This is a genomic window from Hymenobacter jeollabukensis, assembly GCF_005771675.1.
Lineage (GTDB): Bacteria > Bacteroidota > Bacteroidia > Cytophagales > Hymenobacteraceae > Solirubrum > Solirubrum jeollabukense.
This window is the reverse complement of record NZ_VAJM01000014.1, coordinates 124,043-140,753: the sequence shown is the minus strand read 5'-3', so window position 1 is coordinate 140,753 and position 16,711 is coordinate 124,043. Positions and strand designations below refer to the sequence as shown.

General features: G+C 67.0%; 17 protein-coding genes. 3 read left to right on the top strand and 14 right to left on the bottom strand.

Annotated elements, in window-relative coordinates; translation table 11 throughout:
• Window positions 1–15: 15 nt before the first annotated feature.
• Window positions 16–300 carry a hypothetical protein gene (locus FDY95_RS21675; protein ID WP_138080933.1) on the bottom strand — a complete coding sequence of 95 codons (285 nt, stop codon included), beginning with the start codon at window positions 298–300 and terminating at the stop codon, window positions 16–18.
• Window positions 301–311: 11 nt separating this feature from the next.
• Window positions 312–2,777 (bottom strand): TonB-dependent receptor, encoded by a 2,466-nt coding sequence (locus FDY95_RS21670; RefSeq protein WP_138080931.1) that lies wholly within the window; start codon window positions 2,775–2,777, stop codon window positions 312–314.
• Between the two features lie 145 nt (window positions 2,778–2,922).
• Between FDY95_RS21670 and FDY95_RS21665 the strand changes: the two genes are divergently transcribed.
• Window positions 2,923–3,660, top strand: coding sequence for a MarR family winged helix-turn-helix transcriptional regulator (locus FDY95_RS21665; protein WP_138080929.1), 738 nt, complete (start codon window positions 2,923–2,925; stop codon window positions 3,658–3,660).
• Window positions 3,661–3,731: 71 nt separating this feature from the next.
• On the opposite strand, the gene FDY95_RS21660 is transcribed toward FDY95_RS21665, so the two are convergent.
• From FDY95_RS21660 to FDY95_RS21615, 10 genes are all read right to left on the bottom strand, one after another.
• Complete coding sequence (locus FDY95_RS21660; protein WP_246074098.1) at window positions 3,732–5,393, bottom strand: M28 family peptidase; 1,662 nt, start codon at window positions 5,391–5,393, stop codon at window positions 3,732–3,734.
• Between the two features lie 124 nt (window positions 5,394–5,517).
• Entirely contained in the window at window positions 5,518–6,132 is a 615-nt protein-coding gene (locus FDY95_RS21655; protein ID WP_138080927.1) for a hypothetical protein, read from the bottom strand.
• A 121-nt stretch (window positions 6,133–6,253) separates the two neighbouring features.
• Window positions 6,254–6,613: a hypothetical protein gene (locus FDY95_RS21650; RefSeq protein WP_138080925.1), complete on the bottom strand. Its 360-nt coding sequence runs from the start codon at window positions 6,611–6,613 to the stop codon at window positions 6,254–6,256.
• Window positions 6,614–6,638: 25 nt separating this feature from the next.
• Window positions 6,639–7,946 carry a PAS domain-containing protein gene (locus FDY95_RS21645; protein WP_171025784.1) on the bottom strand — a complete coding sequence of 436 codons (1,308 nt, stop codon included), beginning with the start codon at window positions 7,944–7,946 and terminating at the stop codon, window positions 6,639–6,641.
• A gap of 187 nt (window positions 7,947–8,133) precedes the next feature.
• Window positions 8,134–8,580 (bottom strand): SPOR domain-containing protein, encoded by a 447-nt coding sequence (locus FDY95_RS21640; RefSeq protein WP_138080921.1) that lies wholly within the window; start codon window positions 8,578–8,580, stop codon window positions 8,134–8,136.
• A 111-nt stretch (window positions 8,581–8,691) separates the two neighbouring features.
• Window positions 8,692–9,594, bottom strand: a complete 903-nt coding sequence (locus FDY95_RS21635) for a fatty acid desaturase (RefSeq protein WP_138080919.1) — start codon at window positions 9,592–9,594, stop codon at window positions 8,692–8,694.
• Window positions 9,595–9,971: 377 nt separating this feature from the next.
• On the bottom strand, window positions 9,972–10,250 hold the full coding sequence (locus tag FDY95_RS21630; RefSeq protein ID WP_138080917.1) for a hypothetical protein: 279 nt from the start codon (window positions 10,248–10,250) through the stop codon (window positions 9,972–9,974).
• Between the two features lie 130 nt (window positions 10,251–10,380).
• Window positions 10,381–11,352, bottom strand: a complete 972-nt coding sequence (locus FDY95_RS21625; protein WP_138080915.1) for a D-2-hydroxyacid dehydrogenase family protein — start codon at window positions 11,350–11,352, stop codon at window positions 10,381–10,383.
• A 15-nt stretch (window positions 11,353–11,367) separates the two neighbouring features.
• A complete protein-coding gene (locus tag FDY95_RS21620; RefSeq protein ID WP_138080913.1) occupies window positions 11,368–11,883 on the bottom strand; it encodes a hypothetical protein in 516 nt (171 codons plus the stop codon).
• Between the two features lie 134 nt (window positions 11,884–12,017).
• Window positions 12,018–12,467, bottom strand: coding sequence for a GNAT family N-acetyltransferase (locus tag FDY95_RS21615; RefSeq protein ID WP_138080911.1), 450 nt, complete (start codon window positions 12,465–12,467; stop codon window positions 12,018–12,020).
• Between the two features lie 150 nt (window positions 12,468–12,617).
• Here FDY95_RS21615 and FDY95_RS21610 point away from each other — a divergent pair, with 150 nt between their 5' ends.
• A complete protein-coding gene (locus tag FDY95_RS21610; protein ID WP_138080909.1) occupies window positions 12,618–13,154 on the top strand; it encodes a hypothetical protein in 537 nt (178 codons plus the stop codon).
• Between the two features lie 122 nt (window positions 13,155–13,276).
• Here the strand turns inward: FDY95_RS21610 and FDY95_RS21605 are convergent, their stop codons facing one another.
• Window positions 13,277–14,227, bottom strand: coding sequence for a 3-oxoacyl-ACP synthase III family protein (locus FDY95_RS21605; RefSeq protein ID WP_138080907.1), 951 nt, complete (start codon window positions 14,225–14,227; stop codon window positions 13,277–13,279).
• A 222-nt stretch (window positions 14,228–14,449) separates the two neighbouring features.
• On the opposite strand from FDY95_RS21605, the gene FDY95_RS21600 reads away from it, so the two are divergent.
• Window positions 14,450–14,881 (top strand): EamA family transporter, encoded by a 432-nt coding sequence (locus tag FDY95_RS21600; protein WP_138080905.1) that lies wholly within the window; start codon window positions 14,450–14,452, stop codon window positions 14,879–14,881.
• A 77-nt stretch (window positions 14,882–14,958) separates the two neighbouring features.
• On the opposite strand, the gene FDY95_RS21595 is transcribed toward FDY95_RS21600, so the two are convergent.
• Window positions 14,959–16,707 carry a tetratricopeptide repeat protein gene (locus tag FDY95_RS21595; RefSeq protein WP_138080903.1) on the bottom strand — a complete coding sequence of 583 codons (1,749 nt, stop codon included), beginning with the start codon at window positions 16,705–16,707 and terminating at the stop codon, window positions 14,959–14,961.
• Between the last annotated feature and the right edge of the window lie 4 nt (window positions 16,708–16,711).

The window sequence follows — 16,711 nt, the reverse complement described above, 5'->3', positions numbered from 1 at the left end:
GTGGTCCGGGGCAGGTCAGGGGCAGGGCTGATCGGGGGGCTGGGCCGTGGCAACTGGCAGCAGAATGACCGTCAGCACCACCAGGCAATGCAGCGCGTCGTCGAGGCCGAGGCATTCGATGGGGTATACCGCGCCGTGGCTCATCTGCAGCTCGAACAGCAGCAGGTGCAGGTCCAGCTCGCTCATGCCCAGGGCCCGAAACGTGGCCGACAGCGGTGCCACGGGCGTCGGCGTCCAATGGTCGCGGTACAGCAGCTGGCCGAGCGTGTGCTCGATGACGGCGGACCCAGTGCTTGACATCAGGCGCGGGCTCAGAATTCGAAGATGAAGCCGATGGTGGGCGTGGTCAGCGCGTCGTCGTCCGTCAGCAGGATGGGCACGGCGTTCGAGCCGTCGGGTCGCACCGGCTGGCCGTCAGTACTGGCAAAGTCGGAGTTGTCCGCGAGGCGCTGGAAGGTGTAGCTGGGCTGGCTGGGGTTGACGAGGGCCAGCGCGTTCTGCAGATCGATGAAGAGGTCCAGCGTGGTGCGGCGCCAGTTGATTTTCTTGTCGAGGCGGAAGTCGAGCTGCTGGAAGCTGCCCAGGCGCAGGGTGTTCAGGCGGGAGTAGTCGAGCACGCCGCGGCCCACGGCCAGGTAGCTGGCCCGCGACACGGCCTCGTCGAAGGGCGTGTAGGGCGAGCCGCCGGCGTAGCGGTACTTCAGGCCCGCTTCCCAGCCGCGCCCGAACTTGTAGCCCAGCAGGGCCGAGGCCAGCAGGCGCGAATCCCAGGCCGAGGGCACGTACTGCCCGCTGAGGCCGCTGAACTCCGAGCGGAAAGCCGTCAGCGAGGTCACGGCAAACACCCGCTTGGTGAGCTTCTGCTGGAAAAACAGCTCCGCCCCGAACGTGCGGCCCCGGCCGGTGCTGCTCACCGCCTCGTTGCCCAGGGCCGCGAAGTCGCCGCCGAGGTTGGCCAGGGAAATGCCGTCGCGCACCGACACGGGGTAGTGGGCGTAGCGCTTGTAGAAGCCCTCCAGCGTGACGCGCGTGGCCGGGCCGGGCAGCCACTCCAGGCCCGCCACGTAATGGTCGGCGCGGATGTAGCGGCTGGGCTTGTTCACCGGGTTGCCGGCCTCGTCGCGGAAGCCCAGGATGGTGCTGGGCGGAATCTTGTAGTAGCGGCCCACCGAGGCGTTCAGGTTCCACTTATCGGCCAGGGCGAAGGAGGCCGAGAGGCGCGGCGAAAGGGTGCGCAGCAGGTTGTTGCCGTCGGCGGTGAAGGTGTTGCCGTCGGCGCGCAGGCCGGCCGAGAGGGTCAGCCGGTCGTCGGGCAGCAGGGTGCGCGTGACTTGCCCGAACAGGCCGTAGCGCAGGAAGTTCAGGTCGGTCTGAAAGCGCACGTCCACGTTGGGCGACACCACGTTGCCGCTGGCGTCGCGCACTTCGCGGCGCAGGCGGGCGAAGTAGCGGCTGTCGTACTCGATGAACTGCGCCGAGCCGCCGTAGGCCCACTGCCACTTGCCCACTGCCTTGTTCACGTCGAGGCGCAGCTTGTTTTCGGCCTCGCCCGAGCGGGTCAGCAGCACGCGCTTAGCTTCGTCGCCCGTCTGCCCGTCCTGAAACTGGTCGAGGCGGTTGTGGAGCTGGGTGCGGCTCAGGGCCAGGTTCACGTAGCCCTTGTCGATAAGCCGGCGCAGGGAGGCGCCCACCGTGTAGTTCCACTGGTCGATGCTGGGATTGGAGCGCAGCACGTACTCTTTGTCGGGCGAGGAATTGCGCGGTACGGCCAGCCGGAACTTGTCGATGGCCCCGATGCCCAGCGTGGTCAGGGTGGTTTTGTCGGAGAGCTTGGTGGTAGTCTTGAACTGGAAGTCCCAGTAGTTGGGCCGGATCGGAATGTCAATCAGCCGGAACAAGTACTGCAGGTAGGAGCGCCGCGCTGAGGCCAGAAACGTCGTTTTCGGGGCCAGCGGGCCTTCCAGCGTGCCGGCCACTTCGGTGCCGCTCAGGCGCACGTTGCCCTGCAGGCGGTCGGGGTTGCCGTCGCGCTGCCGAAACTGAAACACCGACGACAGCACGTTGTCGTAGCGCGCCTCGAAGGCCGAGGTGCTCAGGGTCACGTCCTCGATAAACGACACGTTCAGGATGCCGGTGGGCCCGCCGGCCGAGCCCTGAGTCTGGAAGTGGTTGATGACGGGCACCTCGATGCCGTCGAGGTAAAACACGTTTTCGTTGGGCGCCCCGCCCCGAATGATGATGTCGTTGCGGAAGCCGGCCGTGCCGCCGGTGCCGCCCCCGCCCACGCCCGGCAGGCTCTGCACCACCTTGGAGATGTCGAAGTTGCCGCCGGGGTTGGAGCGGATTTCCTCCACGCTCAGCCGCTGCACCGACAAGGGCGTTTCGGCCGTGGCCACCCGGATGGCGCGGTTGGCCACCACCTGCACCTCGCCCAGCTGCTGGGCCGCCGGGCTCAGCTCCAGGTTTAGGGTGTTGGCGTTGCCGCTGGTCACCACCACGTTGGCCCGCAGCAGCGCGTCGTAGCCCACGAAGGAGGCACGCAGGTTGTAGCTGCCCGTCGGCACACCCGTGAGCCGGTAGCGGCCCTGCTCGTCGGTCACCGTACCCACGTTGGCCCCTTCCAGCCCCACCGTCACGCCCGGCAGCAGCTCCTGGGTGCGCCGGTCGCGCACGGTGCCGGTGATGATGCCGGTGGTTTGGGCCAGCGTGGCGGTGCTGCTCAGCAGCGCCGCGGCGACCAGGCTGGTGGGCCGCAGGTGGGGTAGAAACTGGCGCATCTGGAATGTTTTTAGACGTTATCCGGCCGCAATGTTAGCTGATTTGGTCTAAAAACGTTCTATTGAATCATTTGTTTTAAATGTTTTTGTACCTTTAGTCAGCGACGCAGCCGGTTTTAATTGCTGGAGCCCGCAGTGCTTTTGTATGGATTACAGCCTTGTCAAGCAGCTGGTGGCCCTGGCTGAAGAGTTTCACCGCGAGTCGGGCGCGGCCGGCAACGACCCCGCCGCCGAACTGACCGATTTCAGCCGCTGGCTGCAGGCCCGCACCGGGGCGGCCGCCGCGCCGCCGCGCCAAACGGTGGAACGGGAGCCCAGTCACCCGATGGAAACGGCAGCCTCGGTTATCGGGAAGTTCGTCACCTTTATGTACCGCTACCTGCGCACCTACTCGCGCCTGGCGCTGCTGAATACTCCACTCATCAGCTACGACGACTTTACCTACCTGGCCACGGTGTACGGCCGGGGGCCGTTGAGCAAAAGCGAGTTAATCACCCGCAACATTCACGAAAAGCCTACCGGCTCGGAAATCATCCGCCGCCTGCTGGCCGCCGGGCTGGTGCAGGAGGCGCCCCACGCCACCGACCGCCGTAGCAAGCTGCTGAGCTTGACGGCCCAAGGGCAGCGGGTGCTGTTTGAGGTGTTTGCCAGCATGAGCCAGGTGGCCGCCATGGCCGCCGGCAACCTCAGCCCCGCCGAGCAGGAGCAGCTGGCCTACCTGCTCACCAAGCTCGACGCGTTTCACTTCCCCGTCTTCGCCGCCGCCCGCCCCGCCAGCCTGGAGGAAATGCGCCAGAAGCACTTCCCGCACGTGTCGCCGGAGTGGCGCCCGGCAGGCTTCGGTGGTCCGCCGGCCGCGCCTGATTCCGAGGCTGGGCGTTAATACAAACGGGCCGCTGGTGTTGTACCAGCGGCCCGTTTGTTGATGGCAGCATCGTGAGGCTAGGGGCGATATTAGCGCCGCGCGCCGCCGAAACGGCCGCCGAAAAAGTCCCCCTTGTTCCAGGTGGGGCGCTGCGGGTCGTTGGCCACCTGGTAGCCGATGAGGAAGTTCAGCTGCACGTACTTCACGCCCGCGTCGAAGTCGAAGAGGCCGTTGATGTCGTCCTGGGGCTTGTGGTAGGTGTCGGCCCGCCACTTCTGCACCAGCTCGCTGAGGTTGTTCTTCCCGTCGGCGGTTTTGTTGCCGTACTTGATGTGCAGGGCCGGAATGCCCTGCATCACGAAGCTGTACTGATCCGAGCGGATAAAGCGGTTCTGCTCCGGCTCCGGGTCATTTTCGACGCTCAGATCGAGGTACTTGGCGGCGCGCTGCACTGGCTCCATCAAAGAGGAATGCTGCGCGCCCAGCGGCACCACCGAGAGCAGCGGGGCAATGATGGTGGGCATGTCGGTGTTCACGTCGGCCACAATCTTGCTCTTGGGCACGGTGGGATTGGCCGCGAAGTAGGCCGAGCCGAGCAGGCCCAGCTCCTCGCCGGTTTGCAGCACGAAGAGCACGGAGCGCTTGGGCCGCTGCTTGTCCTTGAGCTGGGAGTACAGCCGGGCAATTTCCAGCACCGAGGCCACGCCCGAGGCGTTGTCGTGGGCGCCGTTGTAGATGGAGTCGCCCTTCACGGCCGCGGCCACGCCGAGGTGGTCGAGGTGAGCCGAATGCACCACGTACTCCTTGCTGAGCACCTTGTCGGAGCCCGGCAGCTGGCCCACCACGTTGTAAGACTCGATGTCCTTGTAGGTGTTGCCAAAATCCACCCGCGCCACGGTGCGCAGCGGCAGCGACGCCGGCTTGCCCCCGCGCAGGGTGCTGAGCACCTTGCCCGTATCGGCCTGGGCCGAGGCGAACAGGCGCTGTAGCGTGGCGGCCGTGGTGGCGCCCACCAGGCGCAGCCCCACACCCGGCACGTAGCTGCGCGAAGCGGCCACTTTGCCCTTGGCGTCGAGCACGCTGTACGCGCCGCGCTTCAGGTTGGGCAGCTGGCCCTTGGGGTTGGTGCTGGCCACCAGCACCCCGACCGCGCCGTGCCGGGCCGCGTTCTGCATAATCATCAGCAGATCCTGGCTGGCGGCGGCAATGGTCGAAGGGAACGACTTGGGCGCCCCGCGCACCACCAGCACGATTTTGCCCTGCACGTCGAGGCCCTGGTAGTCGTCGTACTTCAGCTCGGGCGCTGAGATGCCGTAGCCAGCAAACACCAGCGGCGTCTCCTGGAATACCTTGGGCTGCTCGGGGTTGGGGTAGTACACGAAGTCCTCGCCGGGGCGCAGCGGGGTGGGCACTTTCTTGTCTTCGATGAGGGCCAGCAGCGGCTCGGGCTGCACGAAAGCGCGGCGCAGGCGCACCTTCTGCACGTAGCTGCCGTCGTCGCCGGCCGGCTTCACGCCGAACGACTGCAGCTGCTTGGTCACGTAGTCGACGGCCATCTGGTAGCCCTCGGTGCCGGGCTGCCGGCCGCGCAGCTTGTCGTCGGCCAGGTACTGAATGTGGGCCTTCACGTCGTCGGCCTTCACCTTCTTCAGGGCCGCGGCGACGGATTTATCGAGGTCGAGGGACTGGGCCGCCGCGGTCAGCGGCAGGCACAGGCTGGCCAGGGCAAGCCAGGAACGGAAATGCATCATAGGGGGCAAGTACGCGGAAAGCACAAACATACGGCGCCAGGCGGGGCGCGTTGGGGGCGCCGATGCGTATGCCGCCGTCGGGCTAGCTCGACCGTAGGTTCTTATACTTCGGCTGGTGTGGAACTTACTCCTCCGGCCGCTCCACCGCTACCAGCTGCTGCTGCTGCTTCATGATCTGCAGATCCAGCTGCGTGAGGTCGAAGGGCTCGGCGTCGTAGTTTTCGGGCAGGTCCAGTTGCTCGATTTCGCCTTCGCGGTCGGTTTCGTAGTTGTTCTGCTTGAGGCGTACGCTGTTGCCGTTCACGGCCGTCACCTTCAGCAGGGTGTAGTAGCCGGGCGCCTCGGAGCGGATGTGGTAAATGTCGCCGATGTGGGGGTGGGCCAGCCGGTTGCGGTACTGCACCTGGTGCCAGGTACCGGCCGCGAAGCTACCGAGCACCGCCACGCTGGCCAGCAGCAGCCCCAGGCAGTGCCGCAGGGGCGTGCGTGTCTGGGCCCGCAGCTCCCGAAACTCAGCTTTGAGCGCCCGGGGCAGCTCTTTGGGGCGCAGCACCAGCCGGCACTGGCTGCACTGCACGCCGCCGGTTTTGCCCAGCGGCAGCAGCGGCAGCCACTGCAGGTGGGCGTAGCGCCCGTACACGCTCAGGCGCAGCGCATCGTGCGCGCCGCAGCCGGGGCAGGCCAGGGCGGGCACCGCCGTGGTGCTCAGATGCGAGGAGTGGTAGCCGTAGACAATCATCCGAAGTAGCCTTACGCCAAACAGCCGACGCGGACTCCGGGTCCCGCGTCGGCTGCAAGATAAGCGGCGGCGGCGAAGCGGCCACCGGAAACGGTGATTTTCAGTTGGCTGCGTCCGGGCGTCAGGCCGCGTTGGCGGCCTGCTCCAAGGACAGCAGCAGGTTTTCGATGCGCGCGGCGTGGGCGTCGACGCGGTCGAGGCCGGCGCGGGCCTCCTCGATCTGGCCGCGGCGGTACTGCTTCACCAAGTCCTGCCCGGTGTCGAGCAGGCGCTGCAGGGCCCGTTCCAGCTCGTAGGCTTCGGGGCGGGAGCCGTAGGCCGGGCGAATCACCGCCTCGAACCACTGGCCCAGCGGGTTGTCGCGCAGCGAGAACAGGGCATCGTCGGCTTCGCGCACCCCGTAGAGCACCGAGCGCAGCCGCGACTTGAAGAGCACCTGCTTGATCCTGGCTTGCTGGAAATCCAGGCTGCTGAGGTTCATAGAAAAGGAAATAGGCCGCGAAGAATTAATTGCCGGACGGATTGTTGAGGCGCTCCAGGGCCTTGCGGGCCTGCACCAGGCTGGTCACGTCGTAGGCAAACACGGCAATGCCGGCTTTCTGCCCGCCTTCGAAAAACAGCTGGTAGGTGAAATTGATGTACATGGGGCGCGCTTCCTGCCCGTCGGGCTGCTCCACCATGATCATGATTTCGTTGCCGTAGAACGTTTCACCGGTATCGTACACGCGGTCGAGCAAATCCACGAAGCCCTGCTCGATGACTTCCGGCAGGGCCTCCACCACCGTTTTGCCCACCAGCTGACGGCCCGCAAACAGCTGCTGGTAGGGCGGGTTGACGAAATCGAAACGGTGCTCGGCGCCGCGCAGAATGCAGATCAGCGCCGGCGCCTGCATGAAGAGGTTGTGAAAGGTCTCGCGCTGGCTTTCGGCCAGCTGGTAGGCCTGGTAAGCCTGGTCGGAGAGGCTGGCCTGCTGCTCGTTGGCGTCGAGCAACTCCTGCACCATCTGCTTCTGGTTGTGAATGTCGATGGCGCCGCCCACCCACATGGTAATCCGGCCGTCGGCGTTGCGGCGGGGCTGGGAGCGGGCCAGCACCCAGCGGTAAGTGCCGTCGTGGCGGCGCAGGCGGTACTCCTGCTGCGACTCCTCACCCGACTGCACCGACTGCCGCCAGTTCTCAATGACCCGCGGCCGGTCGTCGGGGTGCACGTCCTCGGTCCAGGCGTGGCCGAGCAGCTGCTCCGTGCTCTTGCCGGTGTACTGCTGCCAGCGCTGGTTGAAGTAATCGACCTCGCCGGCGGGGTTGGTGGTCCACACCATCACCGGCAGGGCTTCCAGGGTGAAGCGGGCGCGCTCCTGGCTTTCGGCCAGCTCCTGCTGCATGCGCTGGGCGTGCTGCTCGGCCAGGTGCTGCTCGGTCACGTCCTGGGTGCGCTGCACGATGTACTGCAGATTGCCGGCCGCGTCGAGCACGGGGTAGTGCGTGGCCTGCCAGTACCGCTCTTCCAGGCCGCCGCCCTGCTCGGCGGGCCGCTCCAAGTCGTAGCGAATCAGCGGCATGGCGTGCGGCTCCTTGTGGCGGCGCACGTGTTCGTGCGACTCACGGATGATGTCGGCCTCGTTCTGGCTGGCGGCGGGATAGGCCTCGAAAAAGGGCTTGCCCACCACTTCGGCGCGGCTTTTCATGGCCACGGCCGCGTGCCGGTCGGTGTCGTCGAGGATGGTCGCGTCGGCGTCCGGGGCAATGACGAGGAAGTTATCGGCCAGGGAGCGGAACAGGTGCTGGTAATCGATGGAAGGGGCTTGGTCGGCCATGAGCGGGCAGCGAGGGAATCGGAGGATAACGAGCGGAAGCGCGGCAGTCGGGCGCATCAGCGCCCGCCGTGGCACGAAGGTAGTGCCGCTACGCGGGCTAGTACGAAGCTCGACCGTAGGTCGATACAAAAAAATCGGCGCGGGTTCCTAAAAACCCGCGCCGATGAAATTGGTTTCGAGCCGAGGCCTACAGCGGGCGCAGCGGCTCGCCCGGGCGGCGCTCGATGATGCGGCTGCGCTGGGGGCGCAATTCGGTGTCGAGCACGCTGTCGCCCACGGCGCCGCGGTGCCCAATGCCAATTTCGTGCACGTCGACGGCGCCGGCCGCGTCGAGCAGGTCGCGGGCTCGCTCGGCCTCGGCGTAGGTATCGAGGTGCACGGCCACGAAGCCGTGGCGGCGGGCGTCGTAGCGCGGACCCGAGTGCGTGGCGGGCGGCCCGAAAATGGCCATGATCAGGTGGTGAAACCCGTCGTTTTCGGGGAATTCCCCGGTGGGGTTTTCGGTGGTCGTGGTGTCGTGGTCGGTCACTTCCACGCTGTCGGCGGCGAAGCCGTGTTGGGTGAGCTGGTCGGCGGCGCGCTGGGCCGCCTCGACGGTGCCAAAGGCGCCGACGACGGTGTGCGGGTGTACCATGAGGGGAAGGAGTTGGGAATGAAGGATGCGCCGCGGCCCGAACGGCCGGCGGGTATTTTTCAGGCTGAACGCAGCAACGGCGCGGCAGGTTGGGCCGGCGGGCGGCGCGGCTTACTTCTGCCACCAGAAGCGCCAGCGCAGCGGACCGGTGCGGGCGCGGCGGCGCTGGGTGGGCGTGTGGCCCAGGGCCTGCACCCGCCACACCAGGCCCAGCCATTGCAGCAGGCGCACGGCGGGCCAGCCCAGGTCTACCTCGTACCAGGCCGCGCTGAGCTTGGCCGAGGCGGGGTGGGCGTGGTGGTTATTATGAAACCCTTCGCCGAAGGACAGCAGACCCAGTAGCCAGTCGTTGTAGCCGCTCTCGGTGGCCTGCTCGATGCGGTAGCGGGCGTAGCCGTAGGAGTGCACCATGTAGTTGACAAACCAGTGGCCCAGAATGGCCGTGCTGATGCGGGCAAATCCGCAGACCACCGCCACCTCGGGCCCAAACACCACGGCCAGCAGCGCGATAAAGCCGAGCACGTGCCAGTACCAGGTCTTGTCGAGCCAGCGCAGCCACCGGTCGTGGAGCACGGCGGCGGGCAGGGGGTAGCGCGCGTCGTCGGCGGGGTGAAAGGCCAGGTGCAGGTTCCAGAAATAGTCGCGCAGGGCCGAGTGGCGGTAGGCGAAGTAACGCGGGCAGTCGGGCTGGTTCTGCCAATAGTCGCGGTAGTGGTGCACGCGAATCCAGGCCAGCGGGGCGCCCATGCCCGCCTGCACCGCCAGATAGGCCAGCACGCCGCGGGTAAGGCGGGAGCAGCGGTAGGCCCTGTGAATCAGCCCGCGGTGCAGCCCGATGGAGTGGCCCACGCCCACCGTCACGAAGGTGAGCAGGGCCGAGGCCGCGAAGCGGGGCCAGGTGAAGGCGGCCGGAGCCCAGAGCAGGGCGGGCACCAGCATCAGATACAGCCAGAAGACTTTCGGCCAGCCCACGACGAGCCGGTCGCCGGGGGCAATTACACGGTCAGCAAGCATAATAGAACGAGCGTTAAATACCTACTGAAGATACGCGCCGCCGGGCGGAAAACCCGGAAATAATGTGCTTTTTTGGGGCCGCGAGGCCGTTCGTTTCGCGGCACCCACGGCGCGGCGGGCGCACAACAGCGGCGGCCGGTTTGTCGTTAGTAACATCCCGTTCATTCACCCTCAACCTTCCCCAACATGGCTAAAGCGCAAGACGCCCGCAAGGAGAAAAAGAAAGAGCCTACCAAGTCGCCCAAGGAAAAGAAGGCGGCCAAGGACGAAAAGAAAAAACTGCGCGACCGGAGCGAATAAATCCGGTTTGGATACCAGGCCAACGGGCCGCCCCAGCGTGCTGGAGCGGCCCGTTGCGCGTAGCGGCGGGGCGTATTTTACTTGTTGTATTCCACCGGCACCTTGCCGTACACGAGGCTGCCGCCCACGGCGGCCACGTTCACGTTCAGGGGCCCTTCGAGGCCGGTCACGCGCACGTTGATGGAGCCGTCATTGTTGACGAGCAGGGGCCGGCTGGTTTGCAGCGTCTGGGCTGGCGCCGCCGCCACGCCGCCGGCCGTGGCGCGGGGCAGCAAATCGACACCGCGCAGCACGAGCACGACCAAGCAGAAGGCAATAACGGTAAGCACGGACTTGGTGTAAGCGTCGGTTTTCATCGGAGTTAGCGGTTAGAAGGTTCGGGGCCGCCACCGCAAGAATCCTTCCGAAAACCGGGTTCTACTGCGGGCAAAGGCCCGGCTGCGGCGGATTGTGCTTTTCCGTCAATGGCTTAGCGTCCGCACCGCTTTACGGCCGCGCCAGCACTGCCGGGTTGGCCAGCTGCTGCGGGCGGCCTTCGGCAAAGGCCACCACGTTGTCGAATGCTTGGCCGAAGTACAGCTCGTAGCCGCCTTGCTCCACGTAGCCCAGGTGCGGGGTGCAAAGCACGTTGGGCAATTGCAGCAGCGGGTGGGCGGGGTCGAAGATGGGCTCCTGCTCGTACACGTCGAGGGCGGCAAAGCCGGGACGGCCGGCCTGCAGGGCCGCCAGCAGGGCGCCGGGCTGCAGCAGCTCGGCCCGGCTGATGTTGACCAGCAGCGCGTCGGGCTTCATCCGGGCCAGGTCGACGGGGCCGATGAGGTAGCGGGTGGTGTCGGTCAGGCGCAGGTGCAGGCTGATGATGTCGGCGGTGGCGAAGAACTCCGCGCGGCTGGCGGCGGCGCGGTGGCCGTCGGCCTCGGCGGCGCGGCGCGAGGCCTCGCTGCCCCACACCAGCACCGGCACCTCGAAGGCCTGGGCGTAGCGGGCCACGCGCCGCCCGATTTTGCCGTAGCCCCAGATGCCCAGCGTCTGGCCCTGCAGGGCGCGGCCCATATTCACCTGCCAGCGCCCCTGTTTCAGGGCTTCGATGGCGGCCGGCAGCTCGCGGCGGGCATTGAGCATCAGCGCCCAGGCCAGCTCGGCCGGGGCCACCGGCGAGCCGCTGCCCTCGGCCACGGCCACGCCCGCGGCGGTGCAGGCAGCCAGATCAAGGTGCGGGGCAATTTTGCCGGTCTGGCTGATGAGCCGCAGCCGCGGCAGTCGGGCCAGCAGCGCGGCGTCAATGGTCGTTCGTTCGCGCGTCAGCACCAGCGCGTCGGCGTCGCGGAACCGTTCGGCCAGCGTATCGAGGTCCGACGCGGCGTCGTGGTAGAGGGTGACCTGGTGGCCCTGGAGCTTGCGGAAGCAGTCGAGGGTGCGGATGACGTGCTGGTAGTCGTCGGGAATGACGATGTGCATGGGGCAGGGAAACAATCAGAGCGGACCGACGGACACGTCGACAGCCAGGGTGTAGCGGCCGGGAGAGGTCTTTTTGGGGTAGGCCGAGTTTACCACCACCAGCTCGCGGATGTCTGGTCCGCCATAATCCAGCTCCTGTCCGAAGCGCGGGCTGGCTTTGGCGGCGCGCGTGATGGCCGCTTCGGCCTGGGCCAGGTGCACGGGCGCGTCGATGCCCGGGGCAATGCGGCGCAGCAGGGCCGCCGCTTGCGGGTACCAGTAGCGGGTCGTCAGCGGCGTGCCGGCCGGGCGGCCGAGGTTGAAGCGGAAGCTCAGGCCGTAATACTCGCAACCGGAATGGTGAATGGTTAGCTGGTCGCCGTTGCCGAGCTTCACCGTTTCGCTGGCTTCGGTGCGCGCGCGGTTCAGCTTGAACTCAGAATTGGCAAACACGGCCTTGCGCACCACCGGCTCCGGGGCGCTGCGCGGGCAGTCGGGCGTTTGGGCAGCAAGGGAAGCCAGGAGCAGCGCGGTAATCGGCAGGCGAAGCATAGCAGGCTGGGAATGATTAGGCGCAATAGTCGGCAATCTTCCCCTGCGAAACCAGACCCGGGCGCGGCGGGCGTATGCCCGGGTGCGGCCGCTGAACGGGCTGCCCGGCTTTACAGGCCGCCGGGCCGACCGGCTCAGTCGCGCCGCATGTAGATGTGCGGAATGCCGTCTTCCAGGTATCCTGCGCCCTGCTGCTGGAAGCCGAAGCTTTCGTAGAACGCCCGCAGGTACTCCTGCGCCCCGATTTTGATGGGCTGCGCACCGAAGAGGTCCGCGCACGCCTCGATGGCCCGCTGCATCAGCGCCCGCCCGAAGCCGTAGCGCCGAAAGCGCGGCGAAGCCACCACCCGCCCGATGCTCACCTCGGCGTAGCTCCGGCCGGGCCCGAACAGCCGGGCGTAAGCGGCCAGCTCGCCGTCCGGGGTGTGGCCCAACAGGTGGTGGGCCTGCTGATCCAGCCCGTCGAGGTCCTGAAACGGGCACTGCTGCTCCACCACGAACACCTCGCTGCGCAGCTGCAGCAGGGCGTATAGCTCGGCGGTGGTGAGGTCGGCGAAGGGCTTGAGGGTCCAGGTCAGGGTCATGGCAAGGAAAAACGGGAGGGCGCAAAGGTAGCCGTGGGGCCGTCGTGGGCGACTGATGGCAGGAGTGGAGCGGATTTGTATGAATCGGCGGAAACGTGGCCGGCACGGGCTGCGTAAGCGCTAACTCCAACTCCATCCCATCGAATCGTCATGAACAAGAAACTCAAGTTTGCCAAAGCCCAGCGGACCGCCGGTGCCAGCACCAGCGCCGAGCACGGCGACGCCAGCAAGTCCAAGCGCAAGGGCGTCAGCAAGAAAACCATCATCGGCGCCTCGCTACTGGCCGCCGGGGCCGGCGCGCTCTACGTGCTCGGCCGCCGCAACTGGCCCGCCATCAAGGAGCAGGCCGGCAAGCTGAAGGAGCAGGCCGGGCAGGTGGCCGCCGATCTGAAAGAGCAGGCTGGGCAGGTGGCCACCGATCTGAAGGGCCAGGCCGGCAAGGTAGCTGCCGACCTCAAGGAGCAGGCCGACCACCTGAGCGCCGACCTGAAAGTGAAAGTCGACAAGGTGGCGGCTGACCTGCGGGAAAGCACTGGCAAAGCCGGCGCCGAGGCGAAAAGCGCGAAGTCGGACGCCAAGGCCTCCGTCGACGTGCCGCTGACCGATGAAGTGGCCCAGGCTACCAAATCGAGCCCGAAAGCCGCCAGCGGCTTCACCGACGAAGGCGCCACCGGCAACAACGACTAGCCGCCATTCGCAAAAACGCCAAGCCCCGCCGCCTGCCAGCACTGGCAAGGGGCGGGGCTTGTGCGTTGGGGCGCTTTGGATCGAAAGAAGGGCTGAAGGGCAGCCGGCAACGGTAGCCGAATCTACTCCCGCGTGAGCAGCATGGCCCCGTAGGAGTAGCCGCCGCCGAACACCGTCACTACCACCCGGTCGCCGGGCTGCAGGCCGGGCAGCGTGTCGGCCAGGCCGATGGCTGCGCCCGCGCAGCCGGTGTTGCCCAGCGTTTCCACGTTCGAGACGAGGCGCTCCGGGGGCAGGCCGGTGTTGCGCAGCACCACGTCGCTGATGCGCTTGTTGGCCTGGTGCGGAATCAGCCAGCGCAAATCCTGCACCGTGAGGCCGTTGCGGCTGAGCACCTGCTCGGTCACCTGCGTCATGTACTGGCAGGCGTACTGAAACACGTCGCGGCCGTGGGGCATCACGATGTCGCGGTCCAGGGGCCGGAGGGTGACGGCCGTGGTGGCTTTGCCCACGGTGGCCGCCCCGGCCGTAATGACTTCGTTGACGCGCAGGTCGGTGTCGGCCAGCTTGTCGGCCGTAAAGAGCAGGGCTGCCGCGCCGTCGCCCCAGAGGTGGCCGGCCACGGTGTCGTGCTCGTTGTTGTAGGCCGTGTTGTGCTCGGAGGTGATGACCAGCGCCCGGCGGGCCTTGCCCAGCGCGAAGTAGCCCTCCACGATTTCCACCGCGTTCAGCAGCGAAGAGCAGGCCGAGGAAATGCTGACCACCGGAATATCGGCCACGCCCAGCGCGTGCTGCACGGCGTGGGCCAGCGTCACGATGGTGTCGTGGGGCGTGTAGGTGGCCCCGATGATGAGGTCGATGTCGGCCGTGTCGATGCCGGGGGCTTCGCGCAGCACCCGCTCGGCGGCCGCAATGGCCATGGTATTGGTGTTTTCTTTCGCGCCGGCGCGGCGCCGCTCCCGGATGCCGGTGCGCTCAATTATCCAGTCGGAAGCCAGCCCGTTGAGACGGGTAAAATGGTCGTTGGCAACAACGGTAGCGGGCAGGTAGGCCGCAACGTGGTGAAGGTACACGGAAAACGATGGGGTAGACAGACAAGAAACAACGGCGCGGGCAACGGGGGAAAGCGTCTGGCCGGGCCGAAGGTAGGCAGCCTTTGCGTACGGCGGGAGCGCGGCGGCGTTGTGGCCGGTAGCGCCCGGGTAACCCCGGCCGGGCGCCGCCGTACTTCCCGGGGCGCGGCGGCCACCCGCCGGGGCTGCTCCCGCCCGTAGGCTGCCGGCTGATAGTCAGGTATGTGGATAGTCTTTTCCCTATTGGCCGCGTTGTCGGCCGCCGTGGTCGTTACGCTCACCAAAATCGGCGTGAAAAATGTGGCACCCCCGCTGGCCTTCGCCGTGCAGGCCGTGCTGATCCTGCTCGTGTCGTGGGGCGTGGTGGCCTGGCAGGGCAAGCTGGGGGAGCTGGCCGCCATTCCGCGCCGCGACCTGCTGTTCCTGGCCGCGGCCGGCGTCATCACCTGCCTCTCGTCGCTGTTTTCGTTTCATGCCCTCAAGCTCGGGGACGCCTCCCGCGCCGGCGTGCTCGACAAAGTCTCGCTGGTGTTCGTGGTCATCCTGGCCGTCGTGTTCCTGAAGGACAAGCTCAACTGGCAGTTGGTTGCCGGGGCCGTGCTGATGCTGGGCGGGGCCGTGCTCATTGCCCTGTCGCAGAAGCAGGCAGGGTAGGGGAGCTGTCGGTTGCGAGTTGTCAGTTCGTTCTGAAAGCCTTACTCCCTGACGACTGACAACCCGCAACGGACAACTCAATAATAGATGCCGATGGCCGCGTTGACAATCGTCGGGTTGCCATTCAGGCCCAGGATCTGCCGCTTTTCGGCTGAAAACTGCGGGGCACTCACGCCCACCGACAGCGCGGCCCAGCGGATTTTCACGATGGCCCCGAACTCGGTGTTGACGCCCCCGCCCTTCTGCGGATTGTCGTTGGGCAGGATGCCGTTGGCAGGGTAGCCCGGTACGTCCTGAATGCGCACGAAATGCGCGTAGCCGCCGCCGGCGTACACCCACAACGGGTAGGTGACCTTCTTGGTGAAGTTGAAGTTGAAAAAGCCTTGGGAATACTGCCGGCCCCGGCGCGGAAAGCCGTTCGTGGGGATGGAGGCCGCCAGCGCCTGCGCCGTGCCGCGCAGGGAGAAGAAGCCGCCCCAGCTCAGGTTGGTGTTGTAGCCCAGGTCGAAGCCAACTTCGTTGCGCAGGTCGCGGCGGTAGGCGAAGTAGCCGAAGTCCTCGTGCGACCAGGCTTTGCGCTTGGCCTGCAGGTGGCGCAGCTTGCCGGCGTAGGGGTGGTTGGGCTGAGCCTGGTCCAGCTGCTGGTAATAGCCGATGGCGCGGTCGACCTGCTTGACCCGCTCGGCCTTCTTGCCCGAAGTCAGGCGGGTGGCTTCCTGGCGCAGCAGCGCGTAGTAGCGGCCGCGGTAGGCGGGCCACACCACGCTGCTCTGGCCCAGCTTGGCCACATCCGCTAAGGCGGTTTCTACCGCTTCGGTCTGGCCTTGCTTCTGGGCCTGTTCGGCGCGGGCCAGCTGCAGGTTCAGGCGGGCGGCCACGGCGTCGGGCACGTGCCGGCCGTTGGAAAAATCGGCTAGGTAAGCGGCGTACTGCTCGTCGCTGCGGCTGCGGTCGGCGGCGGCGAAGGCGGCCTCGTCGCGGGCGGTGCGCAGGGCGGCGCTGAGCTCCGGGCTGCTGAGCACGGCGTCGGCCCGCTCGTAGGCGCGCACGGCCTCGGACCAGCGGGCGGCGGCGGCGTGCTCGTCGCCCTGCCGCGTGAGCTGGCTGGCGTAGAGCCGGCGCACTTCGGCCGCGTTGCCGCGCACCTCACTGTCGCCGTGCAGCTTGAGGGCGGCTTCGTAGCTCTGCAGGGCCGACTGCCAGCGGCCGGCGGCGTGGTGGGCTTCGCCCTGCTCCACCAGGGTTTCGAACTGCACCTGCCGCTCCACCGCCCCGATGCTGGCCGTGGCCTCGCCGGCGTGGCTGGAATTGGGGTACTGGCGCAGAAAATCCTGCAGGGCCTGCTTCGAGCCCGATTCCTTGACCACCTTGTAGGTCAGCTCCTCCTGTTCCCGGGCCAGCTCGGCGTCGAGGGTTTTCAGCTCCTGGGCCTGGCCCTGGGTGGCCGTTTGCTTCTGCTGCTCGAAATACGCCTTGTTGCCGCTGGTCAGCTCCTCGCGCAGGGCCTGCATGTCGCGGTAGGCCTCGCTGCCCTGGGCGGCGGCGCCGGCCGCGCGGAAGTAGCGCGTCAGCTCCACCAGGGCGTGCACGTTGTCGCCCTGGGCGTAGTAGGTGTGGGTGCGCAGCGACTGGATGCGGGCGTTGGTGCCGCCCAGGGCGCGCTCGGTTTCGCCCAGGTAGTACAGGGCTTCGGTGTACTTGCCAGCCTCGTAGGCCAGCTCGGCCTGCTGGTAGTGGCTGCGGGCCGATTGGGCGGCCGCCGGGGCCAGGCTCAGCAGCCCGAGGGCGGCGGTCAGCAGCAGGGTTTGCGGGGTGCGGTGTGCCATCGAG

Bases quoted from the DNA above. Each gene is read 5' to 3' on its own strand.
- FDY95_RS21650 (WP_138080925.1), bottom strand. From the start codon at position 6,613: ATGAACCTCAGCAGCCTGGATTTCCAGCAAGCCAGGATCAAGCAGGTG.
- FDY95_RS21670 (WP_138080931.1), bottom strand. From the start codon at position 2,777: ATGCGCCAGTTTCTACCCCACCTGCGGCCCACCAGCCTGGTCGCCGCG.
- FDY95_RS21610 (WP_138080909.1), top strand. From the start codon at position 12,618: ATGAACAAGAAACTCAAGTTTGCCAAAGCCCAGCGGACCGCCGGTGCC.
- FDY95_RS21635 (WP_138080919.1), bottom strand. From the start codon at position 9,594: ATGCTTGCTGACCGTGTAATTGCCCCCGGCGACCGGCTCGTCGTGGGC.
- FDY95_RS21600 (WP_138080905.1), top strand. From the start codon at position 14,450: ATGTGGATAGTCTTTTCCCTATTGGCCGCGTTGTCGGCCGCCGTGGTC.
- FDY95_RS21640 (WP_138080921.1), bottom strand. From the start codon at position 8,580: ATGGTACACCCGCACACCGTCGTCGGCGCCTTTGGCACCGTCGAGGCG.
- FDY95_RS21595 (WP_138080903.1), bottom strand. From the start codon at position 16,707: ATGGCACACCGCACCCCGCAAACCCTGCTGCTGACCGCCGCCCTCGGG.
- FDY95_RS21660 (WP_246074098.1), bottom strand. From the start codon at position 5,393: ATGATGCATTTCCGTTCCTGGCTTGCCCTGGCCAGCCTGTGCCTGCCG.
- FDY95_RS21665 (WP_138080929.1), top strand. From the start codon at position 2,923: ATGGATTACAGCCTTGTCAAGCAGCTGGTGGCCCTGGCTGAAGAGTTT.
- FDY95_RS21630 (WP_138080917.1), bottom strand. From the start codon at position 10,250: ATGAAAACCGACGCTTACACCAAGTCCGTGCTTACCGTTATTGCCTTC.
- FDY95_RS21675 (WP_138080933.1), bottom strand. From the start codon at position 300: ATGTCAAGCACTGGGTCCGCCGTCATCGAGCACACGCTCGGCCAGCTG.
- FDY95_RS21645 (WP_171025784.1), bottom strand. From the start codon at position 7,946: ATGGCCGACCAAGCCCCTTCCATCGATTACCAGCACCTGTTCCGCTCC.
- FDY95_RS21655 (WP_138080927.1), bottom strand. From the start codon at position 6,132: ATGATTGTCTACGGCTACCACTCCTCGCATCTGAGCACCACGGCGGTG.
- FDY95_RS21620 (WP_138080913.1), bottom strand. From the start codon at position 11,883: ATGCTTCGCCTGCCGATTACCGCGCTGCTCCTGGCTTCCCTTGCTGCC.
- FDY95_RS21625 (WP_138080915.1), bottom strand. From the start codon at position 11,352: ATGCACATCGTCATTCCCGACGACTACCAGCACGTCATCCGCACCCTC.
- FDY95_RS21615 (WP_138080911.1), bottom strand. From the start codon at position 12,467: ATGACCCTGACCTGGACCCTCAAGCCCTTCGCCGACCTCACCACCGCC.